The sequence below is a fragment of the Nocardia sp. AB354 genome, from assembly GCF_049538315.1.
Lineage (GTDB): Bacteria > Actinomycetota > Actinomycetes > Mycobacteriales > Mycobacteriaceae > Nocardia > Nocardia nova.
The window spans coordinates 201,421-226,375 of the sequence record NZ_JBMVFU010000012.1; the positions used below are offsets into that span (position 1 = coordinate 201,421).

The 24,955-nt window shown below is 65.5% G+C and carries 16 protein-coding genes and 3 pseudogenes; 9 read left to right on the forward strand and 10 right to left on the reverse strand.

Features of this window, described 5'->3' with window-relative positions:
* The first annotated feature begins 57 nt into the window (after positions 1–57).
* Positions 58–1,320, forward strand: coding sequence for an acyl-CoA dehydrogenase family protein (locus ACPCUW_RS19565; protein WP_423426301.1), 1,263 nt, complete (start codon positions 58–60; stop codon positions 1,318–1,320).
* Positions 1,321–1,386: 66 nt separating this feature from the next.
* Here ACPCUW_RS19565 and ACPCUW_RS19570 read toward each other — a convergent pair whose 3' ends face one another.
* From ACPCUW_RS19570 to ACPCUW_RS19580, 3 genes are all read right to left on the reverse strand, one after another.
* A complete protein-coding gene (locus ACPCUW_RS19570; RefSeq protein WP_030518450.1) occupies positions 1,387–2,139 on the reverse strand; it encodes an RDD family protein in 753 nt (250 codons plus the stop codon).
* A 194-nt stretch (positions 2,140–2,333) separates the two neighbouring features.
* The gene (locus tag ACPCUW_RS19575; protein ID WP_064906495.1) at positions 2,334–3,290 is read right to left on the reverse strand and encodes a Ku protein; all 957 of its coding nucleotides are present in this window, start codon (positions 3,288–3,290) and stop codon (positions 2,334–2,336) included.
* Between the two features lie 1,488 nt (positions 3,291–4,778).
* Complete coding sequence (locus ACPCUW_RS19580; RefSeq protein WP_423426329.1) at positions 4,779–5,090, reverse strand: MerR family transcriptional regulator; 312 nt, start codon at positions 5,088–5,090, stop codon at positions 4,779–4,781.
* A gap of 458 nt (positions 5,091–5,548) precedes the next feature.
* On the opposite strand from ACPCUW_RS19580, the pseudogene ACPCUW_RS19585 reads away from it, so the two are divergent.
* Together ACPCUW_RS19585 and ACPCUW_RS19590 are read left to right on the forward strand one after the other, a co-directional pair.
* A pseudogene (locus ACPCUW_RS19585) lies at positions 5,549–5,646 on the forward strand (cold-shock protein); the annotation flags it as partial.
* 1,457 nt (positions 5,647–7,103) lie between these two features.
* Positions 7,104–8,030 (forward strand): class I SAM-dependent methyltransferase, encoded by a 927-nt coding sequence (locus ACPCUW_RS19590; protein ID WP_423426303.1) that lies wholly within the window; start codon positions 7,104–7,106, stop codon positions 8,028–8,030.
* 245 nt (positions 8,031–8,275) lie between these two features.
* Here ACPCUW_RS19590 and ACPCUW_RS19595 read toward each other — a convergent pair whose 3' ends face one another.
* Positions 8,276–10,090, reverse strand: a complete 1,815-nt coding sequence (locus ACPCUW_RS19595; RefSeq protein WP_423426305.1) for a glycoside hydrolase family 15 protein — start codon at positions 10,088–10,090, stop codon at positions 8,276–8,278.
* Positions 10,091–10,338: 248 nt separating this feature from the next.
* Here ACPCUW_RS19595 and ACPCUW_RS19600 point away from each other — a divergent pair, with 248 nt between their 5' ends.
* The 4 genes from ACPCUW_RS19600 (at position 10,339) to ACPCUW_RS19615 (ending at position 15,797) form a co-directional block, all read left to right on the forward strand.
* Positions 10,339–13,263, forward strand: coding sequence for an FAD-binding and (Fe-S)-binding domain-containing protein (locus tag ACPCUW_RS19600; protein WP_423426331.1), 2,925 nt, complete (start codon positions 10,339–10,341; stop codon positions 13,261–13,263).
* Positions 13,264–13,338: 75 nt separating this feature from the next.
* Positions 13,339–14,433 carry an enolase C-terminal domain-like protein gene (locus ACPCUW_RS19605; protein ID WP_423426307.1) on the forward strand — a complete coding sequence of 365 codons (1,095 nt, stop codon included), beginning with the start codon at positions 13,339–13,341 and terminating at the stop codon, positions 14,431–14,433.
* Positions 14,434–14,814: 381 nt separating this feature from the next.
* Positions 14,815–15,228 (forward strand): SDR family NAD(P)-dependent oxidoreductase, encoded by a 414-nt coding sequence (locus ACPCUW_RS19610; RefSeq protein WP_423426308.1) that lies wholly within the window; start codon positions 14,815–14,817, stop codon positions 15,226–15,228.
* A gap of 167 nt (positions 15,229–15,395) precedes the next feature.
* Positions 15,396–15,797, forward strand: a complete 402-nt coding sequence (locus ACPCUW_RS19615; protein ID WP_423426332.1) for a DUF421 domain-containing protein — start codon at positions 15,396–15,398, stop codon at positions 15,795–15,797.
* A 288-nt stretch (positions 15,798–16,085) separates the two neighbouring features.
* Here ACPCUW_RS19615 and ACPCUW_RS19620 read toward each other — a convergent pair.
* Positions 16,086–16,988 (reverse strand): annotated as a pseudogene (locus ACPCUW_RS19620) (phosphatidylserine decarboxylase); the annotation flags it as partial.
* Positions 16,989–17,284: 296 nt separating this feature from the next.
* Here ACPCUW_RS19620 and ACPCUW_RS19625 point away from each other — a divergent pair.
* A complete protein-coding gene (locus ACPCUW_RS19625) occupies positions 17,285–17,533 on the forward strand; it encodes a DUF998 domain-containing protein (protein ID WP_423426333.1) in 249 nt (82 codons plus the stop codon).
* A gap of 439 nt (positions 17,534–17,972) precedes the next feature.
* Here the strand turns inward: ACPCUW_RS19625 and ACPCUW_RS19630 are convergent, their stop codons facing one another.
* The 4 genes from ACPCUW_RS19630 to ACPCUW_RS19645 form a co-directional block, all read right to left on the reverse strand.
* Positions 17,973–18,668 (reverse strand): DUF4396 domain-containing protein, encoded by a 696-nt coding sequence (locus ACPCUW_RS19630; RefSeq protein WP_423426310.1) that lies wholly within the window; start codon positions 18,666–18,668, stop codon positions 17,973–17,975.
* A gap of 104 nt (positions 18,669–18,772) precedes the next feature.
* Complete coding sequence (locus ACPCUW_RS19635) at positions 18,773–19,717, reverse strand: sodium:calcium antiporter (protein ID WP_423426312.1); 945 nt, start codon at positions 19,715–19,717, stop codon at positions 18,773–18,775.
* Positions 19,718–19,782: 65 nt separating this feature from the next.
* Positions 19,783–21,075 (reverse strand): ArsB/NhaD family transporter, encoded by a 1,293-nt coding sequence (locus tag ACPCUW_RS19640; RefSeq protein WP_423426313.1) that lies wholly within the window; start codon positions 21,073–21,075, stop codon positions 19,783–19,785.
* 28 nt (positions 21,076–21,103) lie between these two features.
* A complete protein-coding gene (locus tag ACPCUW_RS19645) occupies positions 21,104–21,550 on the reverse strand; it encodes a CBS domain-containing protein (RefSeq protein WP_423426315.1) in 447 nt (148 codons plus the stop codon).
* A gap of 445 nt (positions 21,551–21,995) precedes the next feature.
* Between ACPCUW_RS19645 and ACPCUW_RS19650 the strand changes: the two genes are divergently transcribed.
* Positions 21,996–24,440: a plasma-membrane proton-efflux P-type ATPase gene (locus ACPCUW_RS19650; RefSeq protein WP_423426334.1), complete on the forward strand. Its 2,445-nt coding sequence runs from the start codon at positions 21,996–21,998 to the stop codon at positions 24,438–24,440.
* Between the two features lie 319 nt (positions 24,441–24,759).
* Here the strand turns inward: ACPCUW_RS19650 and ACPCUW_RS19655 are convergent.
* Positions 24,760–24,955: pseudogene (locus ACPCUW_RS19655) on the reverse strand (hypothetical protein); the annotation flags it as partial.

Here is a 24,955-nt window from a genome sequence, read left to right on the forward strand (position 1 = left end):
GCTGCGCGATATCGTGAGGGCCGAATTGCCGGACCGGCCGAAACGCTAGGAGCAGCAGTGGATTTCGACATACCCTCCGAGCTCAGCGACTATCTGGCCGAACTGGATGCCTTCATCGACCGTGAGATCGTGCCGCTCGAACGCGAGAACGACAACATCCGCTTCTTCGACCACCGCCGAGAGGACGCGCGCACCGACTGGGATCGCGGCGGGCTGCCCAGCGCCGAGTGGGAGGAGTTGCTCGCCGAGACACGCCGCCGAGCCGATGCCGCCGGGCACTACCGCTACGCCTTCCCACCCGAATACGGGGGCCGCGGCGGCGACAACCTCGATATGTCCGTCATCCGCGAACACCTCGCCCGCCGGGGACTCGGCCTGCACTGCGATCTGCAGAACGAGCATGCCGTGGTCGCCAACAACGTGGGACTGCTGCTGATGCTGGAATACGGTTCGCCACAACAGCAGGCGGAGTGGGTGGAGGGCCTGGCGGCGGGCACGAAATTCTTCGCCTTCGGCATCACCGAACCCGAACACGGTTCCGACGCCACGCATATGGACACCCGCGCGGTGCGCGACGGCGACGGCTGGGTGATCAACGGCGAAAAGACCTGGAATACCGGCATTCACACCGCCGACGCCGATCTGATCTTCGCGCGCACCGCCGGCGAGGCGGGTGACGGCACCGGTATTACCGCATTCCTGGTGCCACCCGATACCCGCGGATTCACGGTCGAGGAATATCTGTGGACCTTCAACATGCCCACCGATCACGGGCGGGTCACCCTGCGCGATGTGCGCGTCGGCGCCGACGCCGTCTTCGGACCCGAGGGCCGCGGTCTGGCGGTGGTCCAGCACTTCTTCAACGAGAACCGGATTCGCCAGGCGGCGTCGAGTCTCGGAGCGGCGCAATACTGCATCGACCGGGCGGTGGCGTATGCCAAGGAGCGCAAGCCCTTCGGCAAAGCGCTCGCCGAGAATCAGGCGATCCAGTTCCCGCTCGTCGAATTGCACACCCAGTGCGAGATGTTGCGCACGCTGATCCACAAGACCGCCTGGACCATGGATCGTCACGGTACCTTCGCCGCGTCCGAACAGGTGTCGATGTGCAATTACTGGGCCAACCGATTGTGTTGTGAGGCAGCCGATCGCGCCATGCAGGTGTTCGGCGGCCTCGGCTATTCCCGCCACCAGCCCTTCGAACACATCTACCGCCACCACCGCCGCTATCGAATCACCGAGGGGGCGGAGGAGATTCAGATGCGGCGAGTAGCGGGCTACCTGTTCGGATTCATGTCCTCCCGGGCGCCCAAGGGCGTGTGAGCAGCGCGAAACGGCCCCGCGTCCGGTGAGGAAACCACGGGGCCGTGACAGCGCTGGGTAGCGACGTTACTTCTGAGCCTGCACCACGATGGTGCCGACGATCTTGTCGGCGAAGGTCTGGTTCTTCTCGTCCCACAGCGGCCACAGGTAGCCGAGGCCGCACAGGGCGTTGTCGAGAATGTGGCAGAGCTTGCGCACGAAGGCCATGCCGAAACCGAGCACCTGACCGTCGGCTTCCTTGATCACGCGGATGCCGACGACCTTCTTACCGGGCGTCTGACCGGTCGTGCCCTCCTGATGGATGAGCCACAGTCCGAGGCCCACACCCACGGCGATGGCCAGCAGCAACAGGATGATGCCGACCGCGGTCAGACCGCCCCCCGTGCATGTGCTGGAGTAGGAATACGACGAGCTGTACGGGTCGTCGTCGAACGAGCAGTCCACGTCCTTGGTGCCGAGCCCGAACGCGAGCCCGTACAGGATGGCCAGCGGGACGCCGACGATCAGCGCGTCGATGAGGTAGCCGCCGACGCGCGCGAACCAGCTGGCGTACGGTGCGGGCGGGCCGAATCCCGGCTGCTGATAGCCGTATCCGGGTCCGGCCGGCGGGTAACCGGGCGCACCGTAATTCGGTTGTGCCGCACCGTATCCCGGAGGCGGGGTCCCGTAACCCGGAGGGGGAGCGGCATATCCGGGCGGCGGCGCGCCGTAACCCGGCGGGGGTGCGCCGTAGCCCGGCTGCGGGCCGGCGGGCGGATACCCGTAGCCCGGTTGCCCCGGCTGGCCGTACGGGCCGTTCGGGTCCGACGGGTTGGTCATATGTGGTTCCTCCGGAAGCTGGTGGTACGGGGACGATCCGGGCCCCGACCGGGTCGAACTGTGATTGCACCGTACGGTAACCGCCAGGCCCCGCCAAAGTATGGCCGACCCGCGCGCAATGGGCGCGCCGAACAGTCGGATATCTCACGATTGCCTGATTCGGCGAATGTCCCGGAATCGGCGCGGACGGGGCGCTATGCCCCCTTGCGAGTCTGTTTCGTGGCCTTGGGCGCCGCTTTCTTCGCGGTCGACTTGCTCGCCGACTTGCCGGTGGATTTCGACGCGGCCCGCTTCGTGGTCGCCTTCGCGGTCGACTTGGCCGCGGATTTCGAGGCGCGGCCCCGGCTCGACTTCCCGGATTCCCCACCGCGGCCGGTGGCTTCGAGGCTGCGCTGCAGCGCGGCCACCAGATCGACCACCTCGGCATCCATCTGCGCCGGTTCTGCCTCTTCGTGGCGGGTGACGCGGTCGGATCCGGATTCGATGGCCTCGTCGAGCAGCTTCTTCAGCTCGATCTGATACTCGTCGGTGTACTGATCGGGATCGAAATCCTCCGACATGCTGTCGACCAGCGTCTGCGCCATCGCGACCTCTTGCGAGCGCGGCGCGGCGGCATCGTCGAGCGATTCGAATTCGGCGGCCCGCACCTCGTCCGGCCACAGCAGCGTCTGCAACACCAGCACGCCGTCACGCACCCGCAGCGCCGCCAGCCGCGTCTTCTGCCGCAGCGTGAAATGCACCAGCGCGACCCGATCCACCTGATCGAGCGTCTTCGCGAGCAACACGTAGGCCTTGGGTGTCGTGGAGTCGGGCTCCAGGTAGTAACTGCGGTCGAACAGGATCGGATCGATCTGCTCGGAGGGCACGAACTGCAGCACCGGAATCTCGTGCTTCTCGGCCACCGGCAACTTCGCGAAATCCTCGTCGGTGAGAATCACCTTGTCGCCCTCGGGCGACTCGTACGCCTTATCGATATCCGCGAAGGCCACCGACTGCCCGCACACCGTGCAGACACGGTCGTACTTGATCCGTCCGCCGTCCTTGGCGTGGACCTGATGAAACCTGATGTCATGGTCCTCGGTGGCGGTATAAACCTTCACCGGAACATTCACCAGCCCGAACGCGATGGAACCCTTCCAGATCGATCGCATCCTTCGATGCTACTTATGACCGGTTGGTTTTGTCCGGCGAAGCTGCGTGACCTGCGGGTTCGTGGTTGTTGGTGAGTGTTGCCGGTTGCTGTTTGTTGCTGTTTGTGGACCTGTGACGTCCTGTGGACGTCCTGATACAGCCGCCGTTTGCCCACGTCCAGTGCTATTTTCGAGACGTTTCGCGCCGACGGCCGAACCACCCGTCAGGGTTGATTCGCCGTCTTTGCCCGCCTTGGTGGGCGTCAATGTTGGGCTACGAATATATGCGCATCTGAACATTGGTTGTCGGCTGCGTTGTGCACGTCGTCAACGTGCGGCGGCGGGATCGGGTGGGTCTGCGCCGTGGGCGGCTATATGAGAGGTCTGCTTGGTTGTCACTGTGGCGCTGTTGCTTCGGTGGATCCCGCGTGCGGATGAGCGAGTCCACCCGTCTTTGACTGTTGTGTCCCGAGGGGGGGCAATCGGGTTTCGGGTGTGCCGGTGGTTGGTGTCGATCGCGAATCGTCGATCTGTGTGGCGCGTCGCGCCGGCGGAGCAGACGGCTGCCGTTGGACCGAACATGGCCGCCGATCAATCGGCGGGTGTCGTCATCGCCGGAGCATGAACCTGGCGGCCATGCCAGGCATTCGTGTGCGAGGGGGGACTCGTATCCCTCGCTGCGGCAGATTTACCTAAACCATGTGTTCGATGACATCTAATATAGGTAATTCCTGTTTCCGTTTCAATGCTGACCGTGTGTTTCCGCGGCAATAGGTTTAAGTTAGTCGTCTTATACGGCTGCCGCTGAAATTCTCCGTGCTGATTGAGATCGGGTGATTCCTCTAGCAGGTAGCCCGCCCAGTCTTCTCTCGTGAACGACGGTTCGTACTGGTCAGCCTGGGTAGGCGAATTTCCGCTGGCGGTTTATCACCTGGGTGTTTTGCTTGACGGCTCACTGCTTCCGTGTGGCCAACTGTGCGCATTGGGTTCTTGAGCCTCGCCGAGACTTGGGCATGTGGATCCCGGCGAGGCGATGCAGAATCTAGGCCCGGGCCAAACGAAATGCAAACCATGGTGCGACAGTTGAGACGTTTACTTCCCGGAGCTTGAGATAGGCGTGCGGTCGGTCGAACCGGCACTGCGGCCGCGCCGGTGCCGCGGTCTTCCGGTCCTGTCCTACGGGGACAAGTCGAAACGCCGCCAGGTGATACCTGTGATACCTGGCGGCGTCCGTGTACTGAGCCGACGTCCAACATGCGCCTCTCGGCGAGTGGTCGCTCGAAGCGACGAATAGTGCGGCCCGGGGCTGTCCGGACGCCGACAGCGCATACAACCTGGGAGGCCGGCGAAACAGCGGTTTGCCTGCCGGCGGCCGGGTACTGCGTTGGTAGGTCCCCGCATCCGCCCGGGAGTATGCGGCGACCGAGATCGTGCCGGTTCAAACGAGCAGCCGGCGCGATCGCCCGATCATCGTGACAGGCCGAGGGGCAGGGGGTCAGCCGGGTCGGGTCAGTCTTGTTGGGTGAGTTTGGCGTTGAGTGCGAGGGCTTCGGCAAGCTGGTCTTCGAGGATGATGATCCGGCACGCTGCCTCGAGGGGGGTGCCCTGGTCGACGAGTTCGCGGGCGCGGGCGGCGATACGCAGCTGGTAGCGCGAGTAGCGGCGGTGCCCGCCGGCCGAGCGTTGCGGGGTGATCAGTTTCGCGTCGTCCAGGGTGCGCAGAAACGCTTGGGTGGTGCCGAGCATGTCCGCGGCCCGGCCCATCGTGTAGGCGGGGTAGTCGTCGTCGAACTTCTCGTTCGCGGTGGGTGATTCAGAAATCGTGCGGCCTCCATGCGCCGAAGCGCCCCGGTGCCAGGCGGCACCGGGGCGCTGAAAGGGGGAATGTACTTGCGTCTTCCGACATGTAACCAAAACGCCGGCGATCACACGGACCAGACGTGCTTCCGAGTGACCCGACGGGTAACTCCTCCCTTCTCCTCACGGGTTACTTCAACTTCCGTTCCACTTCATTTCTTGCCCGGCGGGCGGCGAGACCGTCGTACTTGCTGGTCCCGCAGCCGCGCCCGCCGTCTTTCCTCTCACGGGCAGTCCATCATCTCCCGTGCCACCTGGATATTTACTTCAATTTCGACACGATAGAAGCTATCGCACCATCCGATGAATGTCTACTGTTGCCACTACAGACTTTTTCATTCAGCCGCATCGGGCCATCACGCTGGGTGACGGGGTGTGGCATGGTGGAGTGCGGGTACGGGTTGTTGCAGTGATCGGATTCCGGCTCCGGCTTCAAGTCCCTGGATGAGGCCAGCGAGTCGAGTTCGGGGTCGGCCAAGGCCAGAAGGGCCCGCAGGCCCAGAGCGTCCGCGCCATCTAGAGCCGACAGACAGTGAAGCCCGCACCGATGGTGCGGGCTTCCTTTGTTTTCCGGTATTTTCCGGACCCATGACCGGCGGCTCCTGGGTGGGCGGATCTGGACTCGGCTGGACGGCGTGTGCGCGTTCGGGCCCGCGGGTATCCCTCGGATACAGGCCATGCCGTACGACGGGCAGGTGGTGGGCGCCGATGACCACACAGGACTCCGACATCCACACGCGATACGAGCGTGCCCGAAACGCGGCCTCGCGAGCGACGACGGGTCTGGACGAAGCCAGCCAAAGACTGGCCGCAGCCCAAACGCGGCTCGATAGCGCACAGACCCAGCTGGCGACAGCCCGCTCCTACAACAACAACCTGGACTCCCACCGGCACGTCGGCCCCCTCCGACGGTGAGACCGACAAGCTCCCGGCTCGAGTTCGCGACCAGAGCGCTGCGAACCTGCCCGAAATCTCACCTACGGCATCCACGCGCTCATCCTCGACACCGCCGCCATCGCCCGTGGCACCATCGCCGCGGCCGAACGCGTCCGCGCCGAACAGGCCTAAACCGCTGTCCTGCAGCGTCAAGCTCTGGCCTACCGTGGCCATCGCCTGCGCGTCGACCTCTGCGATCGCACGGTCCTGGCCACCGGCGATTGCCTGCTCGACACCACCGCCGTTCCCGACGCCTGCCGCATGGTCCGATTGTTGGGCGCGATCCGCACCGTTATCGCCATCCCCATCGGCAGCCGCCGGTCCCTGAGCGCCCTGGCCCCTAACTCGGACAAGATCGTGTGCCCGAACGCCACGCCCGAAATTCCGGACCCCGACTGGTGGTACCGCCACTCAGACGAGACCAGCTGCTCCGTCCCGGCCGCGTTACTCGACAGCGGTAGCGAAGCGTGAGCCTTGCGGAAGAAGAGTCGGAAGCAATCTGGATTGGCCTGAGGGCCAATTCGTGGTCCTTTCCGCCTAGGATGAAGTCGAGAACTGAGGGGCGCGGATCTTCGCGATAACGCGAGATCATCGTTCCGACGAGGAGATGATCGGGATGCCCGTCACCAGCGGCTCCAGAATCCACACCCATCAGCCGCCCCCGCCGCGACCCAACGAGCAGAACCCGGTCGTGTACTGGCCTGACCCGAGCCCGTTGGATGAATGGTGGAGCGAGATCATGGCAGGTGGCGAGGCGGACCCTGACCGTTTCGAGCGTGCCCGCGAGCCGGCTGGAGGAACCGCGCTTGGTACTCGTCGCGCAGAGGCGTCTATCTGACTAGTACGACGGTTACTGCCTGGTTAATTGTTGCTCACGCACCGTTTCCTCGCCTGTGAGATCTGTAGTCTCGGATCCGGATGGCACCCCGACCAAGGGCATGGCACCTCAGCCGCGTGATCGACGACTCGCAGGCACTCGCGCCCCCGAAGGGCGGTCTAACGTCAGCGGTAGGGCGGCAGGGCACCGACACGATTCTGTATATGCAAGGAAAGACCCGCACGATGACCGGTTACGCTCCCGCCGACTGTCGAATCCCGTCCCGCGATCAGTTACCCGACGAGTTCTTCGCGCTGTTCCTCGACCCGACTCGCACCTACAGTTGCGCATACTGGACCCACCCGGACGACACCCTGGAACAGGCCCAGTCCGCCAAGATCGACCTTGCACTGGCCAAATGCGATCTGCGACCGGGGATGACCTTGCTCGACGTCGGCTGCGGCTGGGGTTCGACGATGCTGCGCGCCATGGACACCTACGGTGTCGATGCGATCGGGCTGACGCCGCACCGCAACCAGCACCGGTACGTCCGAGACCGCCTCGTCGACCGGCTCGTCCGCGGCTGTCCCTACGGCGGTGTGCGACGGCAAGGCTGGCAACAGTTCGACCGCCCCGTAGACCGCATCGTCTGCATCGGCGCAGTCGAACACATGCCCCCACAGCGATACCCGGACTTCTTCGACTTCGCCTACCGGGTCATGCCCGACGACGGGGTGCTGCTGGTGCAATCCGTCGTCGCCCACGACCCGCACGCGGCGCAAGCGCCCCGGGAATCCGGCCCGGTGACCGATACCGACGTCGCGTTCCTGCGCGGCACCGTCTTCCCGGCTAGCCGGCTCCCGCGATCAACCAGCCACAACCCCAGGGGAATCACCGAGTGCGCGCAGGGCGCCGGATTCACTCTCACCCGCGTTCAGGAACTGGGGTCCCACTACACCACCACCCTGGACAGGTGGGCCGCCTCTTTGCACGAGCACCGTGACCGGGCGATCGAACTCGCCGGGCAACACACCTACGACGCCTACAGCAGCTATCTGACCGAATGCGCCGACAACTTCCGCCGCGGACACCTCGACGTCATGCAGTTCACCTGCACCAAACTCGGCGCAGTGCCACCCTCACCACTTTGATCCTGTCCGCGACCGATCGAGTGCCTGGAACCGGCAAGACGATATGGCAGCAGGTTCGTGCGCGGTTGGGTCTGTCAACTAGCCGTACCGCGACGGTTTCCGCTCGCCGGCGTCTTTCTGGAGCGAGTGCAGGAGAGGCCCCGACCGGCGAGATCTGGTGCTCGGTCGAGTCGGGCTATTCCGTGCACGGCTGAAGGCGCCTCGATGAGTGAGCGAGTTGAATCCGCATCGCTGGGCTGGTGGCTTCAGAGCCGGGGATGATTGGCGTCTCGGAGCCGAACCGAGGTTTCGAACATCAAAGCGTGAACGAATGCCTGGGGGAGGTTGCCGCGCAGCTGGTTCTGTTGTGCGTCGAATTCCTCGGCGAACAGGCCGGGTGTTCCGCAGGCAGTGCGGTTTCGGTCGTAGTACCGCAAGGCGCGTGGCCGGTCGCCGAGGTGGTCGGCAGCCAGCGCCATTGCGAAGCCGCACAGGAGGAAGGTGCCTTCCGTTCTCGCGAGCGGTTGGTCGTCGTGGCGGAATCGGTAGACCAGGTAGTCGGTAGACAGCTGTTGTTCGATGGCCCGGAAGGTGGCCAGAGTTGCGGGGTCGTCGTGCGGGACGCCGCCGCGAATGATCGGCAGCAGCAGTGCCGCGTCGACCTGCGTCAGGTCGGTTGCTCGTTGCCATCGTCCCGAATGTCGGCAGCTGGCGGCCGTGGCGGCGTATATCCGGTCGGCCAGCGTGGTGCAGACCTGTGCGTCGGCTCCGGTGGCGGGGGCAGCGGCCACCGCTCGCAGTCCGGCGACGCAGATCAGTCGTGAATGGGTCCAGAGCCGGTCGTCGAGCTCCCAGATTCCGGCGTCGGGTTGATGCCAGCATTGCGCGATGACGGACACCGCGACGGAGACGGCTTTCCGGGCGTCGGTGGTGAGGATGTCGTACCGGCCGGCGGCGGCGAACAGGAGTAGGGCCTCGCCGAACGCGTCGAGCTGGAATTGGTCACGCGCCGGGTTCCCTACGGTGGTGGGCGCGCCGGGATAGCCGGGCAGGTCGAGGTCGTGGCGGTGGGGTACCGGCGTGCCGCGGGTGGTGTAGGCGGGCATCAGTGCCGGTCCGTCGGTGAGAAGGCGTTCGCCGACGAATGACACGGCGGCGTCGAGAAGGCGGTGGGGTCCAGCTGCTGCGACGGCTTGTCCTGCCAGACATTGGTCCCGGATCCATACGTAACGGTAGTCGTAGTTTTCACCGCGGTTGGCGTGCTCGGGCAGGCTGGTGGTGGCCGCGGCGACCATGCCGCCGGTCGCGCTGGTCAGCCCGTGCAGCACCGCGAGCGCGCGGTCGGCGCCCTTGCCGGCGGTGTTGTGGCCGTATCCTTCGACGACGGCTGCCCAGACGGATCGTGTTGTGCTCCACATTCTTCCCGCGTCCGGCGTGGTGGCCGGCAGTGAGGTGTCGGATAGCTCCAAGATCAGGTCGTGCGTCTGCCCCGGTCGTAGCCTGATCTGATGAATGAGGCGGCTGGCTCCACCCGATTCATCGACGGCCGCTTCTGCAGCGCCGGTCCAGCGCATGCGCATCGTGCCGAGCCGCGCGTGCCAGCGGCCGTCGGCGTCGCGGTGCAGCTCACGCGCTGCGCGGCGGCCGAACTCGGCGGCTGGTTCCAGTGTGACGCGTACCGCGGCTTCTCCTCGGACGGCACGGATCCGGCGTAGCACGACGGTTCGGTGCGGATCACTCGGTAGGGCCAGGGCTTCTTCACACTCCACGACTGAGGAGCCCACCACCCAGTGCGAGACCCAGATCAGCGACCCGGGCTCGTAGTAGCCGCCCCAGACGTAGCGGCCGACGGGTTCGACCGAATACACGCCGCGCCCGCCGATCAGCGTCGCGAACACCGCGTCGCTGTCCCACTGTGGTGCGCACAGCCAGCACAAGTCGCCACGCGGTCCGATCAATCCGCCGCGCTCGCCGTCGCCGATGAAGGCGTAGTCGCGCAGGACATGCGGGCGTTCGATGTCTCGCGCTACAACATCGGCCCCACCTCGCGTCGACCGTGGCGGTCGCTGCACTGCGCGCATCCGGATTCCTTCCCCGCCGGATCGCGCTGACGTTGCGGGCCCGGTCGAATGGTTTTGGCCCGGCATACCCGGCGGCCGGGCCGGGGAAACGAGAGCTGGGCCGGCCTCGCCGCCTGCGGCGACTGTCTCGGCAGGCGCCGCGGAGAAATGGGATGCGACGTGAGTGCATGACTGGCGTGGTCTCGGGCATGACGCAGAGGACCGGGTTTCCGAAGAAGGGACGAGGCCGGCTTATGACGGCATTGGGAATGCCCTCGGTGAGCGGACACGCTCGCCTGGAGCAGCAATTGCGGGCATCTGTGCGCGGCGAAGTCCGGTTCGATGCGGGCTCGCGGGCGGCGTACTCTACCGACGGATCCAATTATCGGCGCGTGCCCATCGGGGTGGTTGTGCCGCGCACGCCGGAGGACGCCGCGGCAGCGATCGACGTGTGCCGTGCCCATGGGGCACCGGTGCTGTCACGCGGCGGCGGCACGAGTCTGTCCGGCCAGTGCTGCAACGTGGCGGTCGTGCTCGATTGGAGCAAGTACTGTGACCGCCTCGTCTCGGTCGATGAGCAGGCTCGCACCGCCATCGTTGAACCCGGCATCGCGCTCGATCCTCTCAACGATCTGCTCGAACCGTACGGTCTGATGGTCGGGCCGCGTCCGTCGACCCACGTGTCCTGCACGATCGGTGGCATGATCGGCAACAATTCGTGTGGTTCGACCGCTCAGGCGTTCGGCAAAATGGTTGATTCGGTACGCCGACTCGAGATTCTCACCTACGACGGCATGCACGCCTGGGTCGGGCAAACCGGCGAGGAACAGGCCGAGAAGATCATCGCTGAGGGCGGCCGCCTGGGAAAAATCATCGAGGGGTTGCGCGATATCCGCGACCGGTACGCCGACGACATCCGCCAGCGTTATCCCGACATCCCGCGGCGGGTGTCGGGGTACAACCTCGATTCTTTGCTGCCGGAGAAGGGTTTTCATCTCGCACAGGCGCTCGTTGGCAGCGAGTCCACCTTGGTCACCGTGCTGCGCGCCGAGATCGAGCTGGTGCCGCGGCCGGCGGCCGTAGCGCTGGCGGTGCTCGGGTTCTCCGACATCTACGCCGCAGCCGATGCGGTGCCGCACGTACTGCGGCATCAGCCGAAAGCGCTCGAAGGACTCGATGATCGCCTGGTCGGCCTGGAACACAGTCGGCATCTGGCCGAACAAGCGATTCGACAGCTACCGGACGGACGCGGCTGGTTGATGGTGCAGTTCGACGGCGCCGACCAAGACGAGGCCGACAACAAAGCGCACGCGATGATGAACGACCTGAAGAAGCGGACGGGGGCCACTGCGACACTTCTCGACGATCCCCGTCGCCAGAAGGAGATTTGGGCGGCTCGCGAAGCCGGCTTGGGCGCGACCGCCTATCCACCGGACGGTCCGGAAACCCACGAGGGCTGGGAAGACGCGGCGGTACCGCCAGATCGGCTCGGAGACTATCTGCGTGATTTCGACAAGCTGCTGCGTCGCTACCAGTACGGGTCTTCCTCCTTGTACGGACATTTCGGTCAAGGCTGCGTCCACACCCGCATCCCGTTCGACCTGCGGACGGCAGAAGGCATCGCGCACTATCGCCACTTCGTGGAAGAGGCGGCGCGCTTGGTGGTCTCCTACGGAGGGTCCCTTTCCGGCGAGCACGGCGACGGCCAATCGCGAAGCGCTCTACTACCGATCATGTTCGGCGACAACATCATTGAAGCATTCCGGGAACTGAAGACGCTGTTCGACCCGGACAACAGAATGAACCCGGGCGACATCGTGCACCCCAAGGCGCCGACCGAGGACCTGCGGCAGGGCGTCGATTACCGGCCGTGGGAACCGTCGACCCATTTCGCGTTTCCGCACGACGATCACCGCTTCAGCGCGGCGGCGGGCCGATGTGTGGGCGTCGGGAAATGCCGCGGCGACGAATCCGGCGTGATGTGCCCGAGCTACCGAGCGACCCGTGAAGAAGAACATTCCACGAGAGGGCGCGCCCGGCTGCTGTTTGAAATGCTCAACGGGGACGTCCTCGGTGACGGCTGGCGCTCCGACGAGGTGCGTGACGCGCTGGATCTGTGCCTGTCCTGCAAAGGCTGCCGCAGCGACTGCCCGGTCAATGTCGACATGGCGACCTACAAGGCCGAATTTTTGTCGCACTATTACGACAAGCGGCTCCGGCCCATGGCCCACTACTCGATGGGATGGATCCCGTTGTGGGCCCGCTTGGCCACCAGTATGAGCGGGTTCGCCAACGCGGTGACCCAGGCCTCCGCAACCGGACGTCTGCTCAAACGCGTCGGCGGGCTGGCCGTCGAACGCGAAATGCCGAAGTTCGCCGACCGCCGATTCCAAACCGAGTTCCGAAAGCAGCGACCGGCCCGCACAGGCACGCGCGGCACCGTGGTGCTGTGGCCGGATACCTTCACCAACAACTTCGAGCCCGCCATCGCGTACGCCGCGGTGGCCGTACTGACCGACGCCGGTTTCAGCGTGCAGGTGCCGACCCGTGCGGTGTGCTGTGGGCTGACATGGATCTCCACGGGGCAGTTGACCACCGCCCGGCGTGTGCTGGGTCGAACGTTGCGGATTCTGCGCCCCTATCTGCGGGCGGGGACACCGATCGTGGTCCTCGAACCCAGTTGCGCGGCCGTGTTCCGGTCCGATCTGCCCGAACTGCGCTATGGCGATGAGGACGCCAAGCGACTGGCCGCACAGACATATACCTTGCCCGAACTGCTCACCAGCCGAGCCGAGGGATGGCAGCCGCCGCAGCTCGACACCACAGTGATGGCGCAGCCACACTGCCACCACCACGCGATCATGCACTACGACACCGACCGCGACGTGCTGAGCTCGACCGGCGCCGAGATCGACGTACTGGACGCCGGATGTTGTGGTCTCGCAGGCAATTTCGGCTTCGAGGCCGGACACTACGACGTCTCGGTGGCGTGTGCGGAAGACAAGCTGCTGCCCGCCGTGCGGCACCGCAAGCCCGGCACGGTGGTCGTGGCGGATGGATTCAGCTGCCGCACCCAGATCCGTCAGCTGGCACCAGGCACCGATCCCGTTCACTCGGCGCAGGTGCTCGCTTCGGGTCTGGACGACACGGAAACCGAGCGCGGCGTGCGCACGACTGACCGCGGACAGGTGTAGGCCGCGCACCTGGGGTAGAGCCTGGGCATCGGGGCGACACAGGGCGAATCGGTCCGCATGAGGGGAACTACCTTGATGGACAAGACGACGATCGAAGAAGACGTCGCGGTCGCTGTGTATCGCTTTCCGACCCCGCAGCCGGAAGCCGATGCCACGTTGAAATGGGACTCGACCACCGCGGTGGTCGTGCGGGTAGGTGCTGGGGGACAACTCGGGACGGGATGGACGTATGGTTCTCCGGCGGTGGCCGAGGTCATCCATCACCACCTCGCGGGCATCCTCAGCGGCCGGTCACCGTTCGATACAGCCGCGTGTTGGTCGGCGATGCACCGGGCGTGCCGCAATAGCGGAACGAAAGGCATTGCGGCGCATGCGATCAGCGCTGTCGATATCGCGCTCTGGGATCTGCGCGCGCGCCTGCTGGATATACCGGTGACCCAATTGCTGGGCGCCGTTCGCGACCGAGTGCCCGTCTACGGGTCGGGCGGATTCGTTTCTCTCGACGAGGCCGGCCTGACCGAGCAAGTGAGCCTATGGCACTCCGTCGGCTGCCGTGCCATGAAGATCAAGATCGGTGAGGATTGGGGCGGCAACGTCGGGCGAGACCTTGCGCGGGTCGAACAACTGCGCACGCTCGCCGGCGATGAGGTGGAGTTGATGGTGGACGCGAACGGCGGTTACTCGCCGGGTCAGGCCAGGCGCGTCGGTGAAGAGCTGGACGAGCGCGGCGTGACATGGTTCGAAGAACCGGTCACCAGCGACGACGTGCAAGGACTCGGTATCGTCAGGAACGCCGTGCGGTGTGATGTAGCCGCGGGCGAGTACGTCTACGACACCTACGACGCCGCAGACCTCCTCGATGGCGTGGATTGCCTGCAACTCGATGTCACCCGGTGCGGTGGATACACGGGCTTCCTGCGCGGCGCCGCACTCGCGGCCAGTCGCGGTCTGGATGTCTCGGTGCACTGCGCCCCGGCTCCGAGTGCGCCGGTCGCGGCGGCGATTCCGAACCTCCGTCACGTCGAGTGGTTCATCGACCATGTGCGGCTGGAACCGCTTCTGGTGGAAGGTATTTCACAGGTGGTGGACGGCGCGATGGAAGTCGGCCGGGAGGAGCCTGGCCACGGCATGAGCATCCGTTCGACCGCGGGGCAGTACCGAATCGCTTAGTGGTTCCAACGCGCAGCGTCCGATGAATCCGGGCATGTGCTGTCCCCTGCAGGAAAAGCAGTCCTGCAATTCCTGGCGCCGGTCGAGCTCATTCTGCGCGGTCAACTGCGGCCAGCCGGTCCGCCGCAGCGTGGCGAACGCCCTGTGTGCTCGCGTCGACTATCGGCCCGGCCTTCCGCATCGCCCGGCCCGCACCGTCATGCGAACATCGTGCTGTATTCGATCCCGCACTCGCCGGTAAAGCCACCGCAACCACTGACTTTTTCGCGTGGCCATGCACCGCTGACGGCCTATGGTGTCTCCACCGCCTCTGCATGTTCAAGACGGCCCGGGCGGGTACCCGCGCACTGCGAACCTCGAGTCGAAAGGTAGGGCAGCGATATGCCAGATGTTCGGCAGATCCCTACGCCGGACGCCGCGCCGTCGCCGCAGGATCACATGCCGTCGCCACCGTTCCCCGAACAGCGGCAGCAGCATCCTGGACTGGAATCACGCATGTTTCCGTCGCCGCGGTACGCCGCGGAATCGTATCGGCCCGCGGGGAAGCTGGCGGGGCAGCGGGCGGTGATCACCGGCGGGGACTCGGGAATCGGCCGTGCGGTGGCGCTGCTGTTCGCCCGGGAAGGCGCCGACGTCGCGATCGCTTACCTGCCTGCCGAGCAGTCCGACGCCGAACAGGTACGCCGCGAGGAAGAGCTGGCACCGAGTTACGTGTTCCTCGCTTCGGCCGCGGACTCGGGTTTCATCACCGGGGAAACGGTCGCCGTCACCGGAGGCGTGGTCCGCACCCGCTGAGCTCGGCGGCGCGCGTCGCGTGCGGTCGCCAGGAAGGCTGCATCATGGAATGGCTGGTCGGCCAATGGGATTCGGTCTGGATGGTGGCGGCGAAGGCCGCGCTCCTGGCTCTCACGGCACTTGCGGGCTTGCGGGTGAGCGTGCGCCGGCCGCTGGCTCAGATGTCGATGTTCGACTTCATCACCGCTTCGGCGTTGGGTGCGATCATCGGACGATCGGCCACGGCGAGCACGACGTCCTATGTTCAGGGTGCCGTCGCCATCGTGACGATCCTGCTCGTGCATCGGTTGATCTGCGCCGCCCGTTTTCATCCTCGGGTGAGCGCCTTGGTCGACCACCCTGTTCGGGTGCTGGTGGCGGATGGCAGGATTCGTCGCCGCGAGCTGAGCCGCTGCGGCATCACCCCGGCGGATATCGAAGCTGTGCTGCGCGAGCGCGGCGTGTCCGATATGGCCGAGGTGGCGTACCTGCTGTACGAGCACGCCGGTCAGTTCACGGTCGTGCCTCCCGATCGCCGGTCCGGGCCTCTGGTGACCGCCGTCGTAGACGACAGCCGGAATCGGCGGTAACGGGGCGCATCGCCCTGACGTCGCCTGATTCGGCTCTGCGGCTCGGCGGGTGGCCCCGTTTGCGGTCGCGCAGCTCAGGTGTTGTCGCGGCCGGGGATGCGGGTGTGGGCGGTGAGGAGTAGATGATCGAACGCGGTGACCGTTTGCGGGCGTGGAGACGGGAGCTCGGGCGTCTCGGCGATGATGCGGGCGGCTAGATCGCGGATTTTGGTGTTGGTTTCTTGAGAGCGTGTCGACCTGCACGCCCTTCTGGAAGAGCAGGACGATGTCGGAGCCGCCGAAGGTGAAGTAGCCGAATTCGTCTCCCTTGGCCATCTGCTTACCGGGAGTGGAGGTGAGGGTGACCGATGCGACGTTCGACATTCCGACGCACACGACGGCGACTGTTCCGAGATCACCACATGGCGATTCGGTGGTGTCGATGACGACCACGCCGCGGGTCTGGAAAAACTCGAAGCCTGTTTCGGCGTTGTCCTTGCCGCGCAGGCCGTGGTCGGACAGTTCGACCTGCATGAACGCTTGTCCGTGAGTCACGAACGATTCTTTGACCACACCGGCTACAGGTAGGTGGAAGCGGTGGTACGCGTAGGTGGGGAGCATGTAGTGGGCGAACGTCCCGCCCGCGAATTTCTCGGCGTATTTGCTGCCGGTGAGCAGTGTGGCGATATTTCCGTATTTGTGCGTGTCCTTGATCGTGGTGGCCGGGATGTTCGAGGCGTCATCGATGTCGTAGCGGTGCTGGAAGATGCAGTCGGCGGGCGAAGTTATCGTCCGGTTGCTGCCGGGGTCGGCGACCGGGCGTAGGCCTGCGTTCAGTTCGCGTGCGAAGAACTGATTGAATGTCATCCAGCCGCTGGGCGCGTTCGGCTTGCCGGCGATCAGGGAGTCGCCCACATGGTATTCGGGAGCGTTGTCGACGAAAGATTTCAGCACTTCCGGACCGAATGATTCGGCAGTGTCGAGGAAACTGCCCCAGTCGCGGGCGAAGTCGGTGACCCATTCCCGGAATTCATCGGAGCCGTATGCCACGGAGGTGTCTCTGCCGTTCGTCTTTTGGTCGATGATCCAGAAGAAGTGGGAGAGCCGGTCGCTGACTTCCTGGGCGTACCGCTGGTGTGGCGATTGCGCGCGCCAGGCCGGGGAGTCGGTCTCCCGCGGAACCCATCGGGCGAAATCGTTGATGTAGTCCATGTACTCGGCGACGGACTGTGGCCACGGCAGCGCCGCCCGCAATTCGTCGTCCAGCCCGTCTTCAGCTTTCTGGCGCGCCTGCAGCAACGACGCGTGCAGGCCCGCGGCCAGGTCCGGGTCTTTGTCGAGGAGGTCTCGCAGGCGCTGCGTGATCGCCAGTTCTTTCACGTCGAACTCCTATCGCTCGCCACTGCATCACCGATCGACTACCCACATGAGCTCGTCTACACCTCGCGCACGCCGCAGCGGCATCTGGGGACCAATGGGTGCTATTCTCGGCGATCGCAGCGCCTGTGGTGCTCGTGGTATCCGCGACTGCCGCGCGGATGAGCCGAGTCAGGCCCTACGACCCGATCGCTCAGACGATGAGTGTGCTCGCGGCCTCCGGCCGCGGGGAGTGGATCATGACCGGCGGGATCGCGCTCAGCGCGGTGTGTCAGATGTCGACCGGGTGGGGCCTGCACGTGCTGTCCCACTTCCGCGGTCCCTCGTGGTATCAGGGGCTGTGCGGCATGACTGTGGCGGCCTTTCCCGCTTCGTCCTGACTGTGCGCCGGGTCCGTTGGTCGATCACCGTCACGATCGTTCTCGGGTTGTTGGCGGCATGGGTGTATTGGGAGACCAGAACACGAGTGATGCTTGGGCTGGCGGAACGCGTCGCCGCGGTCGTGGGAGATGGAGTGGCCCGCGGGTCGTAGTGTGGTCGGTGCGGCGCGCCGCTCGCCGGTGAGTGCGTAGGAGTATTCGGGCGAGAGCGGATCGGTCGCGGGACAGGTGACTTTGTAGCGGAAACGCGTTCGGGCGGCTGCGCGCGGCGATAACCTCGAGAAGTGTCGGAACTGATGGCAGTCGCGACGATCGCGGTCTTCCTCGGCTTCGTCGTGCTGCTGCGTCGGTGCAACCAAGCCCGCCGCGAAGCGGAAGCCGATGTGTCGGAATCCGACCGCTGACAGTCCCATGTCCTGGGTCGGAGCGCATGCCTTGGTCACATGGCTTCTTTGATACCCGCGTGGACGAGCCAGAGGTTGACCGGATAGGTCGTCAGGAATCCGAGGAGCAATCCGATCTGCATCATGAACCAGAACACCGGTGCGTTGATCGGTAGGGGCTCGTCGAAAATTACCTTCGCGACCAGCGCCATCCACGCGTACATGCCGACCTGGAACGCGACGATCGACAGCGTGTCGGCTTTGATGGCGTTCGCCAGGGCGCGGCGGGCGGGCATGTCGGGGCGCATCGGGGCGATGGAGAAGTATTGGAAGGCGATGCCCAAGCTCCACGCGAGCACGAATTCCACCACGTATTCGGCGAAGAGTCGCTCACCGAACAGGGTCCAGCCGGTGGCGAAAATAAGCCAGCCGCCGATGATGTCGCCGAGGGTGCAGCCGGCACCGCAGTGACTCGCGGACAGAATTCCGGATCGCCACCGCGACGCGGATTCGGGGGTATCTTTCGACACCTCCTGCGCGGGAGTGTCTTTCGGTGCTGCGCGCCCCAACCGTAGGTACCCGAGGATGCCCAGCGGCCCGGAGTACAGTGCGGTGATAGGCCAGACGGCGGTCATGATCGCCATCGACTGCCGGTGCCGGGCAACGGTGATGTCGTAGAGGATGACCGCCGCGCTGACACAGCCTGCGCCGATCGCGATCCATGCCAGCACGGTCAGCCAGGTCGGAACCATCGACGCCTCCTCCTATCGTCGTATCCAACTGGCGGGTGCCCGGAGCCGTGGAGGCGAAACAAGGGCGGAGCCGAGTCACGCTCCGGTAGTCGTGCGGGAGTTCATCAGGTGGTGAGCAGGAGAGGTACCGTCGATGCGTAGGTGATCAGGAGCGCTATCGACCCGGGGCGCCCTATGGACAGGTTGCGGCGCAGGAGAATCCACGCGAATGCGGAGGCCGCGACCATTACCGCGAGGAGTGGCAGGTCGGCCGCCGGGCTCGTGTGGGTTCCGCTGCAGATGCCGACGATTCCACCGCCGGCGAGGCTGTTGAACAGGTTGGAGCCGAAGAGGTTTCCCACCAGCAGGTCGGCTTCACCCCGCCGCTGCGCCTGGATCGCGGTGACCAGTTCGGGCAGTGAGGTGCCCAGTGCTACGAGTGTGCAGCCGATGACCAGTGGCGGAACACCGAAAGCGGTGGCGATCGTCGCCGCATTCGACACCAGCAACTGCGCACCGGCCAGGACTCCGATCAGACCGGCCGCCGCCCGGCCTAGTGATTCCGGCCACGTGTGTGCGGCCGCCGAGGGACGGTCGTCGGAGGCGGTGAGTTCGGTGGTTTGTTCGGCGATGGGACCTGCCGTCCGATCGGAGCGTGACCAGTGGACCAGGGTGGCGAGCGCCGGAACCACGAGGGCCAGCAGCGCGAGCCCTGTCCAAATCGTGAGACCGATCGCTGCGGCCACGGCGAACAGCGCGACCGCGACCACGGAGAGCGTGATCTCGCGCGCGATGACCGTGGCCGTCGTGCATACGCCACCCAACGCCGCCACGGTTCCCAGGACGAGCGTGACGTTGATGATGTTGGAGCCCATCAGGTTTCCGATGGCGATGTCTGCCTGACCGGTGGTGGCGGCGGTACCCGAGACCAGGAATTCCGGCGCCGATGTGCCGAGCCCGATCACCACCACCCCGACCACTGCGGCGGAGATGCGGAGGTGTCGTGCCAGACGCGCCGAGCCCAGTACCAATTGATCTGCCGCGTAGGTCAAGACGAGTAGCCCGGCCACGGCTCCCAGGAGTTGAACGAGCAGGGGTCCTCCACATTTCGGCGGGCGAGGGTTTCCGGGTCGTCTCAGCTGAAGGCGAAGTATCGCAGCCACAGATAGGGCGCGGCGATCGCCACGGTGATCGCGGTGACGACGGCACCCTTGCGGGTGAATTCCCAGAACGAGATCGGGGTGTCGGCGCGGCGGGCGATGCCGAGCATGACGACGTTGGCGCTGGCGCCGACAGCGGTGAGGTTGCCGCCGTAGTCGGCGCCGACGGTCAGCGCCCACCACAGCGCATGGGCGTTGGACTCGTGGTCGAGTTGTCCGACGAGGTCGGCGACCAATGGACTCATCGTCGCCACATAGGGGATGTTGTCGATGATGCCGGACAGCAGCGCCGAAACGATCAGGATCAGCATGGTGGCGGTGAGGGCGTTCCCGCTGGTGGCGTCGACAGCCCAGCGCGAAAGATGCTCTATTACACCGGTTTTCACCAGGGCACCGATCATAACGAACAGTCCGGCGAAGAACAGCAGCGTCTCCCATTCGACAGCGGACAGGTAATCGCTTTGCGACACACCGGAAATCAACACGAGCACACCGGCGCCCAGCAGCGCGACGACGGAGGGATCGATGTGGAACAGCGAATGCCCGATGAAGCCGGCGAATACCGCGGCGAGGACTACGCCGGATTTGATCAGCAGGCCGCGGTCGTGGATCGCTTCGCGCTCGTTCAAGGCCATTACATCGGCGACTCGTGCGGGGTCGACGGTGAAGGAGTGGCGAAACAGTAGCGGCAGGACGAGGGTGAACACGATGAGCGTGAGCACCACCAGCGGTGCGACGTTGAGCAGGAAGTCGTTGAACGACAGGCCGGCTCGGCTGCCGATGATGATGTTGGGTGGGTCGCCGATGAGGGTCGCGGTGCCGCCGATGTTGGAGGCGAGTACTTCGGCGATGAGAAACGGTGCGGGCCCGATATCGAGGCGTTCGCATACCAGCAGTGTCACCGGGGCGATGAGCAGAACGGTGGTGACGTTGTCGAGGAACGCCGACGCCACTGCGGTGATGAGGGTGAGCAGGATCATCACCCGCAGTGGAGATCCTTTGGCGCGCTTGGCCGCCCAGATCGCGGTGTATTCGAAGATGCCGGTCTGTCGCAGGATGCCGACGATGATCATCATGCCGAGCAGAAGGAGGATGACGTTCCAGTCGATGCCGGTGTCGGCGGAGAAGAAGCTGTCCGCCGACCCGACCACGCCGAGGGCCAGGACGACGGCCGCACCGATGAGAGCGGCCTTGGTCTTGTGTATCCGTTCGGTGGCGATCGCGACGTAGGCGACGACGAACACGGCCACCGCGACGAAGGCCGTCATCGGCGCCTCCCGATCGGACGGACGGGATTCAGCAGTTGCGCAGTGTCGCTTCCAACAGCCGTGACGCCGTGATGACGCCGATGAATTCGGTCCCGCTGGTCACCGCGACGAGCGGACTGCGGAACCGCGCCATGGTGGCGGCGACTTCGATCACGGTGTCGTCGGCCTGGGCGGCGGGGATCTTCGTGAGATGTTCGGGGATGACGTCGCGGACCTTCTTGCCGCGCAGCTTGGCGGCGACCCGGTCGCAGATCGGTTCGTCGATCACCGCAGCCAGTTTCGGATCGTCCTGCACATATTGCGGGACGATGAACCGAACCACCTGCGAAGCTGGTAACACCGCCTTCGGTGTGCCCTCGGCGTCGGTGACCACGATGCCGGGCAGGCGATGTTCGGCCAGTAGCCGCGCCGCGTCGAGCGCGTCGGAATCGAGGCCGACCACCGGGTACTGCTCGGCGATCTGGGATGCGTGCACTCCAGCAGGATACGTCGCGGGCACTGGTGATCGGTGCTGCCGTCGCGATCGGTTCGACCGGGCGTTCGCTCATCGCATCTCCAGGGTCGTCCGAGACCGCCGCCCGCGGTCGCGGGTAGCGTTCGCCGACCAGACTTCCCGGCACACCAGGTGTAAAGATGCCGCAAAAACTTGGGCCGGAGCAAATCGAGGAACCCGCCACAATCGTCCATAGGCGCGGCGAAGCCCACCCGGAACAGTGCGCTCAGCTGTAGTAGTCGACGCCTATCGTCGGACCATTGCAGATAGAGGTCGACTGTCACATTCTCGAGGGCCGACCGCCTGTTCCTGGTATCGGCAGAGGGTGCAAATCTGAACTGGACACGTCGGAGCTCTCGGCGGCGTTGTCGCACTACCGCGCATTGCAGAACATCGGCCTTTTGGGGTGCATCCCTTGGCAGCGAGCATCGATGAGTTGACACGACTGCCGTTGTCGCGCCTCCTGGACGAACTGGGCAGTTCCGCAACGGGTTTGACGGCAGCCGAAGCATCGCTGCGGCTGCAGGATTACGGCCCCAACGAGATCGCCGAGCAACACCGCAATCCGGTGCTGGTGTTTCTGGGGTATTTCTGGGCGCCGATCCCGTGGATGATCGAGGCGGCTCTGGTGCTGTCGCTGGCGGCGCGGCACTGGGCGGACGCGGCCATCATCGCGGCGCTGCTGGCGATGAACGGGCTGGTGGCCTTCACCGAGGAACATCAAGCCGCCGGCGCGATCGCCGCCTTGAAGACGCGGCTGGCCGGTACGGCGCGCGTGCTGCGCGAACACAGCTGGACAACCGTGCCGGCTCGGGAACTGGTCCCCGGCGACGTGGTACGCGTGCGGCTCGGTGATGTGGTGCCGGCGGATCTGCGAGTGCTCGACGATGTCTCGCTGCGAGTCGATCAATCGGCGCTGACCGGTGAATCGCTCGCGGTGACCCGCGGCCGGGGGCAGGTGCTGTATTCGGGTTCGGTGCTGGTGCGCGGCGAAGCCGACGCCGTGGTCTACGCGACCGGAGCGGCTTCCTACTTCGGCAGGACAACGTCGCTGGTCGAGACCGCGGGCACGGTGAGTCATTTTCAGCGGGCGGTGCTGCGGATCGGTAACTACCTGATCGTGATGGCGGCGGCACTGGTCGCTTTGACGGTGGCCCTGTCGCTGGCGCGCGGCAATCCTGTCCTGGAGACGTTGGAGTTCGCGTTGGTGGTGACGATCGCGTCGGTGCCGGTGGCGCTGCCTGCCGTGTTGTCGGTGACCATGGCGGTGGGCGCCCGAACACTGGCGCGCCACCAGGCGGTGGTGAGCCACCTGCCCGCGGTGGAGGAACTCGGCGGAGTGGACGTGTTGTGCTCGGACAAGACCGGCACCCTCACCCAGAACCGGCTGGCACTGGCCGCCTGCTGGACCGCGCCCGGCGTCGATGAACGTCAGGTGCTTGTCGCCGCCGCGCAGGCGTCACGCGCTGAAGACCGCGATCAGATCGATGCGGCCGTGCTGGCCGCCGTCGATGATCTCCCCGGCCTCGAGGTCGAGCAGTTCGTCCCGTTCGACCCGGTGAGCAAGCGCACCGAGGCAACTCTGCGGACCGTCGACGGTCAGCGGTTCCGGGTGAGCAAAGGCGCCCCTCAGGTCATTGCCGCGCTCTGTGGTGACACCACGATGACCGGCATCGACGGTGTGGTCCGTGATTTCGCGGCGCGCGGGCATCGTTCGCTCGGGGTCGCCCGCGCCGAAAGCGACCGATCGTGGCGGCTGCTCGGTGTGCTGGCGTTGGCCGATCCGCCCCGGCAGGATTCGGCCGCCACCGTGGCCGCCGCGCGGGAGCAGGGAATTGTGGTGAAGATGGTGACCGGCGATCAGGTCGCCATCGGTCGTGAGATCTCCCGCCAGATCGGGCTCGGCGAGCATATCGTCGACGCGAAGGTGCTCGATGACTCCGGTGAGACCGGTCGGCTGGCGGCTCGGGTCGACGCGGTCGACGGGTTCGCGCAGGTCTTTCCCGAACACAAGTACCGGATCGTCCAGTTGTTGCAGTCGCGCGGCCACATCGTGGCCATGACCGGCGACGGCGTCAACGACGCCCCCGCCCTCAAACAAGCCGACGCCGGCATCGCCGTGGCCGGCGCCACCGATGCCGCGCGCGCAGCCGCCGATGTCGTGCTGCTGGCTCCCGGGTTGTCGGTGATCGTGGATGCGATTCGCCAGGCCCGGGAGATCTTCGCTCGGATGACCAGCTATGCCACCTACCGCATCGCCGAGACCATCCGGGTGCTGCTGCTGATCACCCTCGCGATCGTGTTCATGAACTTCTTCCCGGTCACCGCCATCATGATCGTTTTCCTGGCTCTGCTCAACGACTGCGCGATCCTGGCCATCGCCTACGACCACGTCCGCGGCGCCACCCGGCCCGCTGCCTGGGACATGCGCCGCGTGCTCACCGTTGCCAGTGCGCTGGGCATCATGGGCGTTGCCGAAACTTTCCTGTTGTTCGCATTGGCGCACAACGTCTTCGGGCTGAACCAGGACCTGATCCGCACCCTCATCTACCTGAAACTGTCGGTTTCGGGGCATCTCACAGTGTTCGTCACCCGCACCCGCAGACAGTTCTGGTCCTCGCCAGCTCCCGCGCCGATCCTGCTCGGCGCGGTTATCGGCACCCAGACGATCGCCACTCTCATTGCCGTCTACGGCGCACTCATGACCCCCTTGGGGTGGGGGTGGGCGGCCGTCGTGTGGGGCTATGCCATGTTCTGGTTCCTCGTCGAAGACCGCGTCAAACTCGCCACCCACCAATGGCTCGACCACCACCCTGGTCGAAAACACGGACCGGGCACCGTGCACCGCCTTGCCACGGACATGTCCGGCTGACCGGCTCGGACGAACGACACCGATCACGCGCTGCAACGAACACCGCGACGTGCACGCAGCAGTGCTCGGCGGCAACGAGTAGCGCCGCGGGCGAGTCAGCTGCTCCAGCGTGCGCAGGGCACCAACATCGTTGCCCCATAGCTCAACCCGCAACCACCCCATAGCAAACGAGGCACTTCGTCCGCCGCCCAACATGTACACGACGATGCCCGCACAGCAGTTGCTGTGCGGGCATCGTCGCCGAACCTCGGTTCCGACCGGGCCGCTTGGAAGTAGTGCCGGAATCGGCTCCGGCCGAAGGCCGTGGCGGCGGGTGTGTCTACTTGCTAGGAGTCGCCGGGTGGAACGGGGAGCTGACGGTCGCGAAGTACTGGATCGCGGCGCCGATGGCGACCGGGGCGGTGATGAAGATCTGCCCGGCGAGCACGCCCAGGAAGCCGACGGCGGCGGCGCCGGCGACACAGCCGCCGAGCGGGCCGAGGCCGAACAGGGTGGCCAGCGCACCGGTGGCGACA